Annotated in this window: 13 protein-coding genes; 7 read left to right on the top strand and 6 right to left on the bottom strand. The window is 49.2% G+C overall.

What is annotated here, in order from left to right:
- Nucleotides 1-36: 36 nt before the first annotated feature.
- The 3 genes from BJP58_RS18760 to BJP58_RS18770 form a co-directional block, all read right to left on the bottom strand.
- Nucleotides 37-3,651: an LPXTG cell wall anchor domain-containing protein gene (locus tag BJP58_RS18760; protein ID WP_194540124.1), complete on the bottom strand. Its 3,615-nt coding sequence runs from the start codon at nucleotides 3,649-3,651 to the stop codon at nucleotides 37-39.
- A gap of 131 nt (nucleotides 3,652-3,782) precedes the next feature.
- Complete coding sequence (locus tag BJP58_RS18765; protein ID WP_194540125.1) at nucleotides 3,783-4,736, bottom strand: DMT family transporter; 954 nt, start codon at nucleotides 4,734-4,736, stop codon at nucleotides 3,783-3,785.
- Between the two features lie 264 nt (nucleotides 4,737-5,000).
- Entirely contained in the window at nucleotides 5,001-6,512 is a 1,512-nt protein-coding gene (locus tag BJP58_RS18770; protein WP_233354689.1) for a copper amine oxidase N-terminal domain-containing protein, read from the bottom strand.
- Between the two features lie 249 nt (nucleotides 6,513-6,761).
- Here BJP58_RS18770 and BJP58_RS18775 point away from each other — a divergent pair, with 249 nt between their 5' ends.
- The 4 genes from BJP58_RS18775 to BJP58_RS18790 all read left to right on the top strand — a co-directional run bounded on the left by BJP58_RS18775 (nucleotide 6,762) and on the right by BJP58_RS18790 (nucleotide 11,252).
- Complete coding sequence (locus tag BJP58_RS18775; protein ID WP_194544985.1) at nucleotides 6,762-7,451, top strand: response regulator transcription factor; 690 nt, start codon at nucleotides 6,762-6,764, stop codon at nucleotides 7,449-7,451.
- Nucleotides 7,448-8,452, top strand: a complete 1,005-nt coding sequence (locus BJP58_RS18780; RefSeq protein WP_194540127.1) for a sensor histidine kinase — start codon at nucleotides 7,448-7,450, stop codon at nucleotides 8,450-8,452. Before BJP58_RS18775 ends, BJP58_RS18780 begins: the two co-directional genes overlap by 4 nt.
- Before the next feature lie 99 nt (nucleotides 8,453-8,551).
- Nucleotides 8,552-9,313 (top strand): ABC transporter ATP-binding protein, encoded by a 762-nt coding sequence (locus tag BJP58_RS18785; RefSeq protein WP_009591195.1) that lies wholly within the window; start codon nucleotides 8,552-8,554, stop codon nucleotides 9,311-9,313.
- Nucleotides 9,303-11,252: an FtsX-like permease family protein gene (locus BJP58_RS18790; protein ID WP_194540128.1), complete on the top strand. Its 1,950-nt coding sequence runs from the start codon at nucleotides 9,303-9,305 to the stop codon at nucleotides 11,250-11,252. The genes BJP58_RS18785 and BJP58_RS18790 overlap by 11 nt, the downstream gene beginning before the upstream one ends.
- Before the next feature lie 147 nt (nucleotides 11,253-11,399).
- Here BJP58_RS18790 and BJP58_RS18795 read toward each other — a convergent pair whose 3' ends face one another.
- Nucleotides 11,400-11,885, bottom strand: a complete 486-nt coding sequence (locus tag BJP58_RS18795; protein ID WP_194540129.1) for a DinB family protein — start codon at nucleotides 11,883-11,885, stop codon at nucleotides 11,400-11,402.
- 297 nt (nucleotides 11,886-12,182) lie between these two features.
- Here BJP58_RS18795 and BJP58_RS18800 point away from each other — a divergent pair, with 297 nt between their 5' ends.
- From BJP58_RS18800 to BJP58_RS18810, 3 genes are all read left to right on the top strand, one after another.
- Entirely contained in the window at nucleotides 12,183-12,719 is a 537-nt protein-coding gene (locus BJP58_RS18800; RefSeq protein ID WP_233355148.1) for a sigma-70 family RNA polymerase sigma factor, read from the top strand.
- Nucleotides 12,706-13,893 (top strand): DUF4179 domain-containing protein, encoded by a 1,188-nt coding sequence (locus tag BJP58_RS18805; protein ID WP_194540131.1) that lies wholly within the window; start codon nucleotides 12,706-12,708, stop codon nucleotides 13,891-13,893. Before BJP58_RS18800 ends, BJP58_RS18805 begins: the two co-directional genes overlap by 14 nt.
- A 69-nt stretch (nucleotides 13,894-13,962) precedes the next feature.
- A complete protein-coding gene (locus BJP58_RS18810) occupies nucleotides 13,963-14,931 on the top strand; it encodes a DUF5643 domain-containing protein (RefSeq protein WP_194540132.1) in 969 nt (322 codons plus the stop codon).
- Between the two features lie 147 nt (nucleotides 14,932-15,078).
- On the opposite strand, the gene BJP58_RS18815 is transcribed toward BJP58_RS18810, so the two are convergent.
- Nucleotides 15,079-15,693: an FMN-dependent NADH-azoreductase gene (locus BJP58_RS18815; protein WP_113057900.1), complete on the bottom strand. Its 615-nt coding sequence runs from the start codon at nucleotides 15,691-15,693 to the stop codon at nucleotides 15,079-15,081.
- Between the two features lie 42 nt (nucleotides 15,694-15,735).
- Nucleotides 15,736-17,100: an MFS transporter gene (locus tag BJP58_RS18820; RefSeq protein WP_194540133.1), complete on the bottom strand. Its 1,365-nt coding sequence runs from the start codon at nucleotides 17,098-17,100 to the stop codon at nucleotides 15,736-15,738.
- Between the last annotated feature and the right edge of the window lie 56 nt (nucleotides 17,101-17,156).

Genomic DNA, 17,156 nt, shown 5'->3' on the forward strand with positions numbered 1-17,156 from the left:
AGTTACACGCAGGGAGAAGGGGATGATATCATCAAATTATTGACGTTTGTTACGCAGACGGCGGCTTAAGATGAAGCCTGTAAGCATGAGTGCCAGTCCTCCGAGTTGGAACGGTACTGGATTGCTCTCTCCTGTTTTTGGGAGCATCGCAATCGGGCCGCTTTCCGGCTTAGTTTCTTGAACCGAATTCCGATTTGTATCATTCTCGGCGGATGGTGTAGAAGGATCTTGCGGATTCGCCGTCTCGTTCCCAACCAGGGTGTCATCTTCTTCCGGTACCTCTACAGGTATTGGTTCTGGATCAACTTCGCCCGGTACGACGGGATCAGTTTCTCCAGGTCGTACAATTTCCCCAGGAACGTTTGGCGTTTCTTTATCGTTATTACCACCTGGTGATTCGGTTCCACCCGGTGATGTACCTGGGTTTGGATCTGGATTGCCCGGATTTGGATCCGGGTTCCCTGGATTTGGATCCGGATTGCCCGGATTTGGATCCGGGTTCCCTGGATTTGGATCCGGGTTCCCTGGGTTTGGATCCGGATTACCCGGGTTTGGATCCGGGTTCCCTGGGTTTGGATCCGGATTACCCGGGTTTGGATCCGGATTACCCGGATCCGGTCCTGGCGTAACGCTATCCTTGCTGTTCGTTATGGTGATTCGCTTGATGTTGCCAGTCTGTTTAATGCTTGAATCGATCGTAATGGTTGTAGTTACTTGATCAATTACATATCCTTGAGGAGCCGAAATCTCCTTCAGAATGTAATCGCCGTAGAGCAGCTTCGTAAACAAAGCCTTTCCAGCTGCATCGGTTGTAAGCGTCACTTCAGGACGCTTGCCTTGCGTGTCTTGGAGAACAAACGTTGCTCCTTCCAATATAAGCGACGGATCAGCCCTGTCCACCTTCAAGACCTCCAGACTTCCTCGAACGCCCGAACCGCTGCCGGAGCCAGAAGACATGCGAACTTCGAATCTTTGTTTACTATCTGTAATTCCAGCCGTAATGCCTTTACCTTCAAAGCCAGCCGAGTTGCTGACAACTTCCCGGTCGGCAGCGTCGATCAGCGTCTCGTATTCCAGAATGTAAGGACGATCTATCGGGCTCAAGAATTCCAATACAAACTTCTCGGTATCGCCATAAATGAATTTCAGTTTATAATCCGAAGGATTAACGAGTTTGTCCGTCTTCGTGACCGTTCCGTCCACCGCAACCTTGGTCTCGTACAAACGGAAGGAATCCTCCACCAAGATCAGGTTGCCCGACGGCTCGTCGCTGACTTTGGCTGCTTCCACGTAGGACTGACCCCGATTAATATGCAGCGTCCATTCAATCTTTTCGCCGTTTTGGACCCCGGTCTTCGCAACATACTCTCCGCCCCGCGGAACTCTAGCTGAACCATTCCAGTTGGAGACAGGCGTATTGTCGTCCATCAATATCGCTTCGTTGGCGATAGATTCCCGCTCTATGATTCGATCACCCAACGCGGTTTTAAACGTGATCAGGAACGGAGCGTCAATCTTGTCCTTAAAGGCAATTTGCAGCTCATTGCCGTTCGTCTCCGACGGCTCCGTTATCGAATACTGAGTGGATGGGATTACAACCCCTCTATTTGTTTTCCCTGAAGCGTCTACATTCAGATTATACACTTCTAATGACCCATCGACGTACTGCTGTGGTGAAACCAGCTTGTCCTTAACGACAGGTTTGTCAACACTATTGAAATTGTAGTTCCCCTGGATGGTCCAGGTAATCTCCTTATAAACGGCATCATAAGCTCCTGATTTATCCCCGTTTCCAACAGTCAATGGGTTAGGCTTCAGGCTCACGTTTCTAGTCGTCGAGAACGGCTTGCTGCCTTCCACCCAGGATAGATCGGCACGGTTCCAAAAGCTCTCGTTATCCTTATTTTGGCGGAGATCATAGTCAAACTTGGTTGTGTACGTGATAATGATCGCCTTGTCAACAGGCTTAAGGAATTCTACGGTAAAGCCCTGGTTAGGGGTGCTCGCATCCACCGTATAATCCAAACCCTCATCCCAAAGGGTACCGACAGCATCCTTTACAACGATGGGGCCAGTCAGCTCAAGCCCGCCATTCGTAAACATGTCCTTCAGTATCACGTTGTCCATGCTGTAAGTGTCCTGGTTGAGCGTGATTTGCCATTTGATCGTTTTATCCTTGTAATCGAAGCCATCGTTGCTTTTGATGAGCGCTTTACTCTGCATCAATTGCTTGGCTTCCCTTGTTACACCGTTTCCGTACACACTGTTCGTTACAGTTTCGTCCTTAATAACACGCCCACTTGCCTTGGTCTGGTAGGTAATCTCATGCTCAGTGGTAATGTCTTTTTCAAACTTCAGATCGAATCCGGTTTTCCCTCCGCTGTTAACCACCGGCGTAAGGACATAATCTGTTCCTTCCGTGAGAATCGCACCTGTCTGTGTATCCTTGACTTGGAGCGAACCGTTTACCAACTCTTGCGTTGAGTTAAAACGATCTTCAAGTCTAGCATCTACTTCCGGAATGGTGGTTTCGCGGGAATTGTACAGGATGGACCAGTCGATGGTCCGGTCGTTTTCATCATACAATACGACTTCTTTCGCAAGTAACTCCCCACGGTCAATCGTCTGTTTATTCTCGGCATAAGCCTTCTGCTGACCGTTATCGGACAAAGTTGCCGTATTGAGGAATTCCGTTGTATCGCCAGCGGCAATCGTCGTAGAGTACTCGATTTGATACGCCGAATTCATCGGCGAACTCTTGGTGACGACTAATTTTGAAGCATCGGAAGTGTCGATACTAAACTCTCCGACGGCCGCTTCGGCGCCAACCGCGGTGCTGCCATCCACATTAACGGTCAGGTTGTTGATCTTAACAGAGCCTGTTTCCAGCGTAAGCCCGGAAGGAATCAAATCCTCTATAACGGGCTTGTCTATCCGTTCCAAGACCGTATTGACTTGAAGCGTCCACAAGATCGTGGAAGGTTTGCCTCTGCCATCATTGACAACCTTGCCGTTCTTGCCCAGAAGATTGCCTTTTGCCGGCTTCACCGGGATAATGATCTGCTTCACGCCATCCCGAAGCTCAATCGGAATTTCAACGTCCGGAGTACCGCCGCCGATCCCCTCTTGGCTAAGCTCCGTCTGGAATTTCAGCTTTCCCCGGACTTCGGCATTATCCACCAGAGAGTTGAACGTCATCACAACATGACCGTCCACAGATACGGTGAAGGTTCCCACATCCCCGATGTCCGTCTCAAGAACCCCGTTGATGCTGTTGTACAGTTTGAATGCCTTGGGCAGGTCGAACTCAAACGTTGAGCCATCCACATAGTTATGATTGTCCCCAAGCTCCCAATCGTAGAGCAGGATGGCGTCGGAGCCAAGCTCTACCCGACCCGCATCCGGATTGTAGACCGAGTCGATGACGGTCCCCTTCGAATCCTGGACAGTGACATTTGTCAGAATGCTCTGCCCTGCGGCTGAACCGTATACCGCGTTGGTAACGGATACTCCATTACCCGGATCCGATGCAGGATTACCCGCTCCAGCCGCACTGACTCTCTGGCCGTTAAACATACCAAGGCCCGTACCAAATATACCTTGGACCATCAAGATGACAATGAGAGCCAGCATGCTTCCTTTCTTTTTCATAGTTTAACTCCACCTCTAAGTATGATTTCATCTGTTTTTAGTAGAATATTATGACAAGTGGCAATGTGAACAGATGCTACAGCCTGTAATCATACATGGTGGAACTCGACAATTTCTCTACAACAAACAGATTAAGCTGGTTTCGACTTGTTCCGCCCAAGCGCTTTACGACTAGCGCTCTTAGATCTCCCGGCAAGGCTGGTCCCGATCACCCCGATAATGACGAGTGCTGCGCCGATGACATGATAATAAGCCAGCTCCTCATTCAAAAAGGCGACACCTCCGAAAATCGTGACCACGGTAGCCAGATTGTTAAAGATGCCCATGCGGGATGCCTCCATCTTGGATAAGGAATAATTCGACAGTAGCGATGTCCCGAGAGAGGACAGAATGCCAAGATACAAAACGGCCCATACGAAGGACGGATGCATGAACGGGTCAAAATAATGTACAAGCGTCCCCTGCGCAGCATGTTGAGCGGCCGACATCAGGTTAAACAGCACGAATCCGATCATCGACATGATGAACGTTATATCCAGTACCGGCTGCTTCTGCGTCAGCTTGCGGGCCATCACGCTGTAAATGGCGTTGGATAGCGCCGACAGCAGAATTAGCACAATCCCAAGTGTACTCGAGGCCTCGAAGGAAACCCCCTTCAACACGAAGATAGAGATGATCCCTGTCACCGACAACACGGTAAACAGCTTCTGTGCCCAGCTGGAGCGTTCCTTTAATAGCAGCGATGCCAAGAGCATCGTAAAGATCGGTACCGTAGCGTGAATGATTCCGGCCTCGGCCGAAGAGGTGTATACCAAACCGAAGGTTTGCAGCGTAAAGAACAGGAACGGATAGAATATCGCCAGCGGCACGATGGTCAGCAGCCTTTTCAGATCCAGCGGGACCTTTCTACGGGCTATGAGTAGCGCGAGCGATGCGGCAATGAACGAAATGGTGAATCGGTGTGCCAGCGTGTCCAGCGGGTTAGCATGGATCAGCGCCAGCTTTACAAACATAAACGAAAAACCAATGATGGCCGTATATCCTAACGCGGCGGCATAGGCACGGCTTGTATGCGGTATATTCATAATATGTGTTCTCCTTCATCTTCTCTTTTGCAGGACAACCAGAAGGTTGATGCATTTGCTACTTATCTTACGGCAGGGAGAACCCCATTACGATTTGAAATAACTGCAACTGTACCGGTACAGTTCATACGATGAAGGAAGGAATGACAAAAAGGCTGTTTCCCACCATTCCAAGATGATAGGAAACAGCCCCGCTATACTTTAACTTGTATACGTTTCATAACAGGCATACCCAGGCCAGCCCGTTATCCATAACAATCAGCGCTAATCACGTTTAATCGAAATCCAGCCATCACCCTCCAGGTGAAGCGTCGCACCGAGCGCTTCTGCCATAAACCGGAGCGGAACGAAGGTAGATCCGTTGGTATGAACGAATGGAGCTTCCTGCAGCGTCACGTTTTTACCGCCGACGCTGGCTGTTTTGGAGCCCACGGTCAATACGATTTCTTCCCCTGTCAGATCATTAATGACTGTAATTTTCTTGGAGCCTTTGCTCCACTTCACTTCGGCATCCAATTGGTCTGTCAAGTAACGAAGCGGAACGAAGCTCTGATTGTTCTTCTTGATTACACCATATCCATATTCATCGCTTACGGGACTAAGAAACATCGTTTTGTGCGTGATCTTCAGATCATCCTTCAACACATTATAGATAAGGGAGTCCTTTTCAAAGTTCCGCAGCACTTGACCCGGTGTCACCGAATCATTCAGAACGTCCAGCACGCCTTTGGACGTGTCCACCTGATTGGCCTTCACTGCGCCGCCGATATTCCAGACCTCACCTTCGGAATACACCTTGAATGCTTTCAATGGCAGGTCCTCGGAAGCCGGTAGCGCGACAGTCAGCTCCAGCGCATTCTTGCGTGTATTCAGCTGCTCATCGAAGTAGTAGTCCAGCTTGAGGACCGTATCCTTACCAAAGACGGTTTCGGATCCCGGTAGCTCCTCCAATAACTGTTCCTTCTGTTCATCATAGTTCTCCGTGAATTCGATCAGTGCGCCATGCACGATCTCGTAGAGCGATGCGACGACCTCCTCCTTGGATTCCTGTGGCAGGAGTTCTACGTCTTCGCCATAGGCCTCGCCGATGCTGGTTATCATCGGATAAATGGCATCATACGCATCGCCGATCACTTGCTTCAAGCCGGCTTCATCCTTAAGCAGACTTTCGGCGAAAGGCTTAACCATGTTCAAGATCTCTTCACCGGTCAGCTCCATGTGGAGATGCGTCAGGTTCAGGCTTTCCCCGTTCACCTTCTCCTGAGCGGACTTCACCGCAATTGTTGATGGATTTGGAAAATGCTTCAGCACAAGTCCTGCAGCCTTCTTCACGACATCCTGAATCGCCTGTTCGTATTGGCTGGTATCAGGCAATCCGGGAACGGTCGTATCCATCGATAAATAGAACGGCTGCTTGGCGCCTTCTAATTGAATCGCCATTCCTTTGGAATCCATGGACACATGAAGCGGAATCTTCTTGTCCGAATATTGGATACTGCCCTGAATGGACACCGTTTTGCTATCCTGCACGATGGCATGGTCCATATTCAGAGATAACGAATTAATGAGATCAATCGCTTCTTTATCTTCAGTCGATAGGGCCTTGTCCGATGGCACCACCTCGAATCGAATACTTGCCTTGGATTCGCTGGATTTAACATCGAGACTGGTAAGCAACGCCTTGTTGATATCCAGTCCCCCGACGGCCTGACATCCTGTCATAACAACCAGCACAGCTGCAATGAGTACAGTCAACCACTTGAACTTCTTATACATAACGATATTTGTCCCCTCCCAGGTCATAGGCTCATTTCTATTATGGGAAGGTAGGAAATGTTTGTAAATAGGTATTTAAGCCTCGTCATATACGCACACGCGGATGGGTCCCACAGATAGCACATATCGACATTTTGCTATACACTGGGAATGAAAACTGTAGTAATTTGCAAGCAATAGTCAGCTTTTTTAGCACCGGGAAAGCTTGCTGAAGGGCTTTGAACAACCTTATAAAGCGTGGTGAATCTCTTGTTTAAAATTATGTTAATCGAAGACGATGTGACCCTATTCCATGAAGTGCAGGAGCGACTGTCTCAATGGTCGTATAACGTTTATGGCGTACAGGATTTCAGCGCCGTACTTCAGGAGTTTACAGCGGTTCAACCCGATCTGGTCATCATCGACATCCAGCTGCCGAAGTTTGACGGGTTCCATTGGTGCCGAATGATTCGCTCCCACTCGAACGTGCCGATTATCTTCCTGTCTTCCCGCGATCATCCGACCGATATGGTGATGTCCATGCAGCTTGGAGCCGACGATTTCATTCAGAAGCCGTTCCACTTTGATGTCCTGATTGCCAAAATCCAGGCCACTCTGCGCCGGGTATACAATTACAATACCGAACGGACCGAGCTGAGAACTTGGCGCGGAGCCACCGTCGAATTCGGTAAAAATACCATTAGCAGCCCTCAGGGCACCGCTGAACTGACAAAGAATGAGATGTTCATTCTGAAAATCCTCATGGAGCGAAAAAATCAAATCGTCAGCCGTGAGGATCTGATCAAGAGTTTATGGGACAACGAGCATTTTGTCAGCGATAATACGTTAACGGTCAACGTCAACCGGCTGCGCAAGAAGCTGGAGCCCCTCGGACTTGATCCCTACATTGAAACCAAGGTGGGACAAGGGTATATCGCCACGGAAGAGGCCCATGCATGATGATCGCCTACATCCGGGAACGACTAAGCTGGATTCTGTTCTTCGTGTTTCTGCAGCTGCTGTTCCTGTTCATAGCCGCCGTGGACTCCCAGATCCCGTTCTTGCCCATCCTTTATATCGTGTTTCTGTCGGTGCTGTTCTTCCTGGTGTTCCTGTTCGTGAGGTACAACCGGGAAACCAAGTTCTACAAAAGCCTCCAGGCGTGGGATGACACCTACGATTTAGCCGCCATCAGCGAGCCGGAGCACCCCTTTGAGGCGATTGCCATGGACATCCTCTCCCTTCAAACGGAGCGCTTCAAGAAGGAATCCTCCATACGTCTAATGGAGATACAAGGGGAGAAGGACGATCTGCTATCCTGGATTCACGAAGTGAAAACGCCGCTCACCACGATGCAATTGATGATCGAGCGCATGAAAGATGAGACGTTAAAGGCTCAGCTCCAGTATGAGTGGCTTCGCATCCACCTGCTGCTTGACCAGCAGCTGCACCAGAAGCGCATCCCCTTTATCCGGAATGATCTGCTGATCGAGGAATTCGCGCTTGAGCCGATCATCTTCCAGGAAATACGTGCGCTCAAGTCCTGGTGCATGCAGAAAGGGATCGGATTTGACGTTTCCCTTGAGGTAACGGAAGTGCTCAGCGATGCCAAGTGGCTGGGCTTTATCATCCGCCAGCTGCTGACCAACGCGGTCAAATACAGCAACGCTTCGGACATCCTCATCGAGAGCGATCTCACGGATGACCATGTCAGACTTGCCATCCAAGATGCCGGACGCGGCATTGATCCGAAGGACATGCCCCGTATTTTCGACAAAGGCTTCACTTCGACCACCTCGCATCAGGACAGTGCCGCAACCGGCATGGGGCTCTATTTGACGCAAAAAGTAGCCGATGCCCTGCTGATTCGCATTCAGGTGGAATCAAGGCTCGGCATCGGCACCACCTTTACCTTGATCTTTCCGAAACGGAATGATTTCGTGAGCGTTACCGGCATGTGACAACAATGTCACATGCTTTTGCACTTTGTTCGGCGAATCGAAGGAAAAGGCGCTGCGACTCCTTTATGATAAGGACAGATAACGAAGGAGTGAGTGAAATTGGCAATTCTTGAAGCAAACCAAATTCATAAAAGCTACGGCAACAAATTCAATAAACAGGAAGTGCTGAAGGGTATCGATATCCGCGTGGATAAAGGCGAGTTCGTCAGCATCATGGGCGCGTCGGGTTCAGGTAAAACCACGCTGCTGAACGTGCTCTCCTCGATCGATAAAGTGAGCCTCGGCAGCATCAAGATCGAGGGTAAGGAGTTTACGGGCCTGAAGGAGAAGGAGCTGGCGGAGTTCCGGAAGCACCATCTGGGTTTTATTTTTCAGGAGTACAACCTGCTGGATACATTAACCGTCAAGGAAAACGTGCTGCTGCCGCTCTCCATTAAGAAAGTCTCGAAAAAAGAAGCGGATCAGAAATTCCAGCGCATCGCGACCGAGCTTGGCATCTACGAACTCAAGGATAAATATCCGAACCAAATCTCCGGGGGACAGAAGCAGCGAACCTCCGCGGCTCGCGCATTTATCCATGATCCCAGCATTATTTTTGCCGATGAGCCGACGGGCGCGCTGGACTCGAAGTCCGCTTCCGATCTGTTGAACAAGCTAAGCGAATTAAATCAGAAGATCGATTCCACGATCATCATGGTTACCCATGATCCCGTGGCCGCCAGCTATTGCACCCGGGTCGTCTTCATTAAGGATGGACAGATCTATACCCAGCTGAACAAGGGTGAGCAGTCCCGGCAGGCCTTCTTCAATGACATCATCAAAACTCAGGGCGTGCTAGGCGGTGTTCAGAATGAACATTAATTATCTGATCTACCGGAATTTGAAGAAGAATATCAAGAATTATTATCTGTATGTATTTGCGCTCATCTTCAGCGTGGGTCTGTACTTCGCGTTTGTCACGCTGCAATATGATCCGGCGATGGATGAAGCGAAAGGCTCTGTGAAGGGAGCGGCAGCGCTTGGTGCTGCCTCCGTGCTGCTCGTGGCAATCGTAGCGATATTCCTGCTGTATGCCAACACGATTTTCATTAAACGGCGCAGTAAAGAGATCGGGCTGTTTCAGCTCATCGGATTGACCAAAGGCAAGATATTCCGGATCCTAAGCGCAGAGAACCTGATCCTGTATTTCGGCTCCATGGTCATTGGTATTTTTGCCGGCTTCGCGGCTTCGCGCTTAATCCTGATGATTCTGTTCAAGGTGACCGGCGTAGATACCGAAGCGGCTTTATCCTTCTCCACCGAGGCGATGATCCAGACCGTGATTGTGTTTGCCGTCATCTACGTTCTGATTATGATCATGAATTATACATTCATCAAAAGACAGAGCATTCTGTCCCTCTTCCGCGCCGTATCCACAACCGAGAACCAAATTAAGAAAATGTCCTTCGCCGAAATGTTATTCGGACTGCTCGGCATCGGACTCATCCTTCTCGGTTATTATGTATCGACCAAGCTGTTCAGCGGAGATTTCACCACCATGAACGAGCTGTTCATGGCCATGATCCTAATCTTGGGATCGGTAATCATCGGGACTTATCTGTTCTATAAAGGGTCGGTTAGCTTTCTATTCAACGCAATCCGGAAGAGCAAGGGCGGTTACTTGTCCCTGAACGATGTGCTATCCCTCTCCTCCATCATGTTCCGCATGAAATCGAATGCGCTGCTGCTGACCATCATTACGACCGTATCCGCGCTTGCAATCGGACTATTGTCACTCAGCTATATCTCATATTATTCTGCGGAGAAATCGGCCGAGCAGAGTGTACCCAATCATTTTGCGGTAGCGGATCAAAAGGATTATGCCGCCTTCATCCAGGCACTTACGGATGAGGATATCGAATTTACGAAGACCTTACGGGACGTGATTCAGGTGAATGCGGACCTATCCGACATTATCGGGGCCAGCCTGGAAGTCTCTGGGCAAGTCGATTCCAGTTCCATGATCATCCCGGTAATCAGTGATGCCAGCGTCGAAGGCAAGGATGTTTCCCCCGGGGAGATGCTGTTCACGGGATACAGTGACGCAATCCAGCAATTTATGGCGATTCAGACCACAGGGGAAATTGAGCTCATAAGCCCTAAACACAGCCTTAAGCAGAAGCTGATCGGCTTGGACAAGGAAGCCTACGTATCCTATTATTATGCAAGCGGCGGACTGCCGACGGCGATTGTGGACCAGACCGTATTCGATAAGCTGGTTCAAGACCTTGATCCGAAGATCCAGAAGAAGTCCAATGTCTATCACGGCATTGATATTGTGGATCCAAACGCTATGGATCAGGCCAATCAAATCTTTAAGAACCTCGACATTAGCGAGGGAACAGGGAACTTATCTCAGACGGAAATGGTCTTCAACCAGAAGAGCAATATGGGCTTGATGATGTTCATCGTAGGATTCCTGGGACTTACCTTCCTGATTACTTCAGGATGTATCCTGTACTTTAAGCAGATGGATGAAGGTGAAGAGGAGAAGCCGAATTATACCATTCTCCGGAAGCTGGGCTTCACGCAAGGAAACCTGCTGAAGGGGATTCAGATCAAGCAGCTGTTCAACTTCGGCATTCCGCTGGTCGTCGGGTTGTCCCACAGTTACTTCGCCGTTAAGTCCGGCTGGTTCTTCTTCGGAACCGAGCTCTGGCTGCCCATGGTCATGGTTATGCTGTTGTATACGGCGCTGTATTCCATATTCGGGTTGTTATCGGTCATGTTCTATAAACGGGTAATTAAAGAAGCGTTATAAACGAGGTGCATGGGTGGGCCCAGGGAAGATTCGGGTACCATCCATGCATTTTTCGTGTGCAGGGAGATGTCATTAGCAACCTGGGAGCAACGAAGCTGTACGAGATTTCAACCGTGGAACACCTTCAGGGGTGATAAAAACCGCGGATTACCATTCTAAGGGGGTACAGCTCTTCTGCAGCTTGCGGATATACGCAATCTGACCGATATGATAGGCATTGTGCGTAGCAGCATTGCCCACAATCTCCCACCACTTGGCCGGTACCGGGAATCCATTCACTTCCTGCTCCAGCTTGGCCGCTGACAACAGCTCCTGCCATTGCAGCAAAACCTCAAGCAATCGGTCTCTTAGCTCGGCGAAGGTTGCGTTATCCGGAATGATAAAGCTTTTATGGTTGTCTCCAATAGAAGGAACGGCATCGACCCGCGATTCGCGGTACCGCGTCTGCCACGTTTCATTCCAATACAGCAGATGCTGTATGATCTCGACAATGCTGTGACTATCGTTGGCAGGTGTCCAGAACGCTTCATCCTCGGTCAAATGTTCCACGGATTGCTGGAACGGGATATGCCAGCTGGGATCATTTGCGTTCGCTAACAGTTGATTCATTAGAACATCATTTGCATGCGCCATGGGTCATTCACTCCTTCATAGCCTGATAATGAGCAGCATCACAAACCATGACTAATTTTACTATAGGTTGAAGTCCTGTGATTCGCAGAAAATGATTAAAATCATTCTTTCTCGACTAGCCTGTCAGCAGAGGCGTCTACCTCATCGTTGTTCGCTCGTTGATCGATAGAATTCGGTTTACCGTTAAACCTATAAAATTGCTTTTTTTATTTTTTTGGAATCTCATATAACATTTCAGTGTGCTAATCCATCTAATCTTATAGAGGGCCCTCAAAAGGAGATGAAATCGTGCAAGATATGGAACTGGAAGTCAAGAGAGCACAGCGGGGAGATCGTGAAGCTTTTATCCGGCTCTTCCGGAGGCTGGAACCCGAGCTGTACCGCTTGGCAAAGTCCATTGTAAGACGCGATGAAGATATTGCGGACGCATTTCAAGAAACGACGCTGAAAGCTTATAGATCTTTGGCAACATTGCAAAAACCACAGTATTTCAAAACTTGGGTGATCCGGATCTTGATCAATGAATGCAATCAGCTGCTTCGGAATCAGGAAAAAACCGTGACCATGGCTGAAGTGCCTGAAGCGACAAGGTCCGCTGATTATTACGAAGATAGTCACAAGCTCGATCTTCATGAAGCGGTGGAGAGCTTGGACGAATCGCTTCGCATCGTGATCCATTTGTTTTATTTTCAAGATTTGCCCATCAAACAGATCTCAAGCGTGTTGGATATTTCTGAGGGAGCGGTTAGAGCACGCCTTCACAGAGCGCGCGGGATCCTAGCGGATCGGGTAAAGCATACTCGGGAGGGGAAGCTGTCTTATGAACCCAATTGATCTGAATAAAGAGCTACGGGAGGCCGGAAAACAATGGAACACCACGGTTCCGGAAATCATCCGACGCCGGCAGGATGAGGTCTATGCTTCCTTGGCTGAACTTCCCATGCAGACCGAGACCGATCAGAAACGCCGCTCCAAAAAGGTGCGCAGAATTGTAGGAGCCGTAGCCGCGGCCGCCTTCATCGGGGTAATCAGCAGCGCTTATGTATCGCCGATCATGGCCGAGTCGCTCAAGAAAATACCGGTGATCGGCAGCATTTTCAAATTGACCGACGACCTGGGACTGCAAACGGCGGAAGAACGTGGCCTGGTAGCTATGACGGACGCCAAGGTCACCCATGAAGGAGTGACGCTTAGCATCCCTGAGGTCTCATATGACGGTATTCGTTTGTCCATGGCTGTCAAACGGGAAGGTGAAGGATTTGCTGGAGACATAGTGAATGCCGATAGCATAATGGATGACAAATCAGTCAGAGGCTCCATAAACGATGTTGAAGTGCTTATCAACGGCCAGTCTATTTATGACAAATCTTACCCCGGTAAGCTGGGTTTGAGCGGCAAACCGACATCAGATCCGAATGTGGTAATGTACGAACTGTTTGATTACTCCTACTTGACCGATGGAAAAGTTCCTATCCCCGATCAGTTTCAGTTAGAGGTCAGGATCTCGCTTGATGGTATTGAAGAACCATTTGCCATGAAGATTCCGGTCCACAAGAACAACGAGCAATTAGTAATCTCTTCAGGAGAGACAAGGGAATGGGGTAGTCTCAGATTAACCCTTGAGCAGGTTAACTTTACGCCGATTACAACGGTAGTTCGAATAAATGTCGAGCAGACAGACTCAGCAAAAAGCCTCCGTAACAATATCCTGCTATACGAGGTTTCGGATGATCAAGGCCGGGTGCTCGGTGCGATAGGCGCTATGGGAACTTTCAACGATAACAGTCTCAAGCATCAGCGAGATGAGCTGCTGTTTGAACGCTTTGCAGACGCTCCAGCTTATATCACGCTAAAGCCGTTTCTACCCGAATACCAGGATCCTTCGGCGAAAAGCGGTCCATTTAAAATCGATAAGCATGGTGAGATTGTCAAAACCTACTTAAAGGACCTGGAGATCACGGTGCCTGTGGATCAGACCATTCTGAAAAAACTGTACGGCCAGCAGTGACCGCTGGAGTACATCACAAGCAATAGTAGAAAAAAATAAAACAACAATTTAAACAAGGAGATCATTATTATGAAAAAAGCATATAAAGTTCTATCTACCGCTGCACTTGCAGCCACCATGTTAGGCGGGGCTGCCTGGGGTAACGCTGAAGCAGCCGCAACCAAAACAGCAGTCACCAAAACGGCAGTTCAAAAAACGGAAAACAGCAAACAAGCTGTGATTGCTAGCGCGACTCAAGGGGAAATTACACTTAGCGCAACTAAGGCCATTCACGACGGCAACCACATTCAAATTATAATTGAACGGAGCGGAAAAGAGCTTTCCGGTGAAATAACTGGGAAATATGATCCTGAACTCGAAGACGTGATTTATGCCGAAGGCGCCATCAATAACTTGGACGTTCTAATTGACGGCAAGCCTCTCCATAGTCTTGGCAACGCCCTTGCGGACAGACCAGACTTGCGCTGGGGAACTGTGGGCAATGACGCCATCCAGATCTCGCTATCCGACGCTTCCTGGCTTGGAAAGAATATTAAGCCTCTGCCAGACAAGTTCAAGCTCACCGCTAACGTTTATCTGGAAGGAACCAAAAAACCTTTTAAATTGAACATTCCTATCCAAAAATCGGCGGAGAAACCAGTTGTGCTGCAGCCGAATGTAACCAAAACATCGGGTAAAATGACCATGACGCTCAAGAAGGCGGCACTTATGTCCACTTCTTCCCGAGTGCAGCTGATCTTAAAGGGATATGAGAAAAATCGCGAAGAGTATCAAAGCATCTCTTACGATTTTGTGGATGACCAAGGGAACAAGCTGGAGATGATAAGCGCAAGAGGCACGGACGAGAACAATAAGAATGACGACATGTATTACGACTTCATTCTGGAAAAATTGGATAAAGACGTAAAATCCATCACCTTGAAGCCTTACAAGCCTGAATTTATAGAAGGCAATTCCGGCCCATACAAACTAGACAGTGACGGCAATGTTATCAAACACTATATTGAAGATCTGGAGATGACGTTTTCCGTAAAGTAGTACCGTCATTTTAAGTTCTGCTGCTCATGCAAAAGAAGTACCCCGCAGGCTGACACAACCTGCGGGGTATTTTGATTAAGACTGTAGTCCAAAAAAGACCACAGAAGCTGAAAAAGTTTTAACTTAATGGTCTCACCTTGAGTGGTGTCAAAACCCTTGAGCCGCCTCTGCAGCTTGCCGCAATCCCTGCTCAATGATCTCCTCACTCCGGTCTCGGAATTGATTATGCCCTTCAATCACAAGGGTAGTCACATTCGTAATGCCGAATACGTTCAGGTGATTCTTAACGAAGCTTACCGCCATCTCCGACGTGTCTCCTTCCGCATATACGCCGCCTCTGGCATTCAATAAGGCCGCCTTTTTATCGGATAAGAGCCCCACCAACCCTTGCTCCGTGTACTGGAAGGTTTTGCGCGGATGGTGCATGTAGTCCAGGTACGAATGCAAAACAGCCGGGACGGTCAGGTTCCATAGCGGGAACGCAAACACCACCTTGTCTGCGGCTATGAACTGCTCCAGATGTTTGGTGACTATATCACTCATAGCCTTTTCTTCCGGTGTGAGTTCCATGCCCATAGCAGACTTAAAATTCCCGTTAATCATCACTTCATCCAGATAAGGAATATGCTCCTTATACAGATCCACTTCAATTACGGTATCCTTCGGATGGGCCACCCGATAGCTCTCCAGAAACGCGTCATATAGTCTTCCCGTTACAGACCCTTGGCGGTTATTGGCTTTGATAAATAAGGTTGTTGTCATATAAATCTCCTCCATAATGTATGATGATGTTGCATGAAATGCTTAATTTGGGCTTTCCAACACAATCCCCTTGGACTCTCTTTGACCGAACTGAACATAATAGAACAGCATGATGGCTATCAGCAGCACAGCCAAAGCTAGGTAGATATTGCTATAGAGGTTCCCCTCCGTGTAGAAGTGGGCCGGATTCCAGTGGATGCCGGACTGGATATCCAGCATCTTGCCGTACACGCCCGAGGCCATGCCTGCCGATATAAAATTCAGCATCTGCATCAGTCCCATCCCGACTCCCGCTTGTTCCTTGTGCAGGCTGAGCGAAACGGAATTGGACAATGCAATCATGACAAACGTCTGTCCCACATGTCCGAGAATCAAGAAGACCGCGATCAGAACAGGCGATATTCCAATGAAAGTAGACAGCAGCGCAAAGCATGCCAGCAATAATCCGACGGCCACAAGGAAGAGATACGTATTCCCCCTCCCATCCGCAAGCCTTCCGCCTGCTTTACCCAGCAAGGCCGACGCGATTGCTGCCGGTACCATGACAAAACCTACCCACCCCGGCGAGAGCCCCTGTACCTCCGACAGCAACAACGGGCTTAGAAAATGCAGAGAGAACCCGATGCCGCTAACGATGAACATCACGATTAATCGGAGGGTATAGTTTTTGTTCCGGAATAATCCCGGATCTACGAACGGTACGGCAGCCGTGCGAATACGCATGATAAGCAGCCCCATTGCCAGCAGCCCAAGAAGAGGCTGCCACCAGGATCCGTTCGTGACGCCGAGCAGGAGAAAGGTAACCGCCGCCGCTAACAGTCCGCCTCCCAGCCAATCGAATTGGCCGGAGGACTGAAGTTTTTCTTCCTTCAAGTATTTTCGATATAAAGGAATCGTGATTAAGATCAGCAGCGGAATAGAGAATAACCAGCGCCAATCTGCAATACTGGCTACAAGTGAAGACACGATGGGACCCAGCGCACTGCCGATGGACAATCCCACGAATGCCGTGGCCATAGCCGATCCCCTTCGCTCGGGTGCAATGTAGCGTATCGGAATTAACATCGCCGTTGCCGGAATCGCCGCGGCTCCGACGGCCTGCAGACATCTGCTGACCAGCACCATCCAGAACACTTGCGAGAACAGGCCGACCAGCGATCCGACCGCGAACAGGAGCAGTCCGATCGTAATCAGATTTCGAAGTTGAATCCGTTCCGTGAGCTTCCCATATAGGACCGTTCCGACGCCATAGATCAAGGAATATGAAGAACTGACCCAGCTGACTTGAGCCGTCGTCAGGCCGAATTCCTCCCGCATATCCGGCAGCACGAAGTTAAACATCAAGCCGCTCATCGCGGACAGACATAAGGTGAACATCACAACGCGCATTAATCTCTGTGTTTCCATCTCCTGAACCACCTCTCGTTGGGCTTCTTTCGTGAATTCGATATACAACAGTTATG

It is taken from the genome of Paenibacillus sp. JZ16 (assembly GCF_015326965.1).
Taxonomy (GTDB): domain Bacteria; phylum Bacillota; class Bacilli; order Paenibacillales; family Paenibacillaceae; genus Paenibacillus_AQ.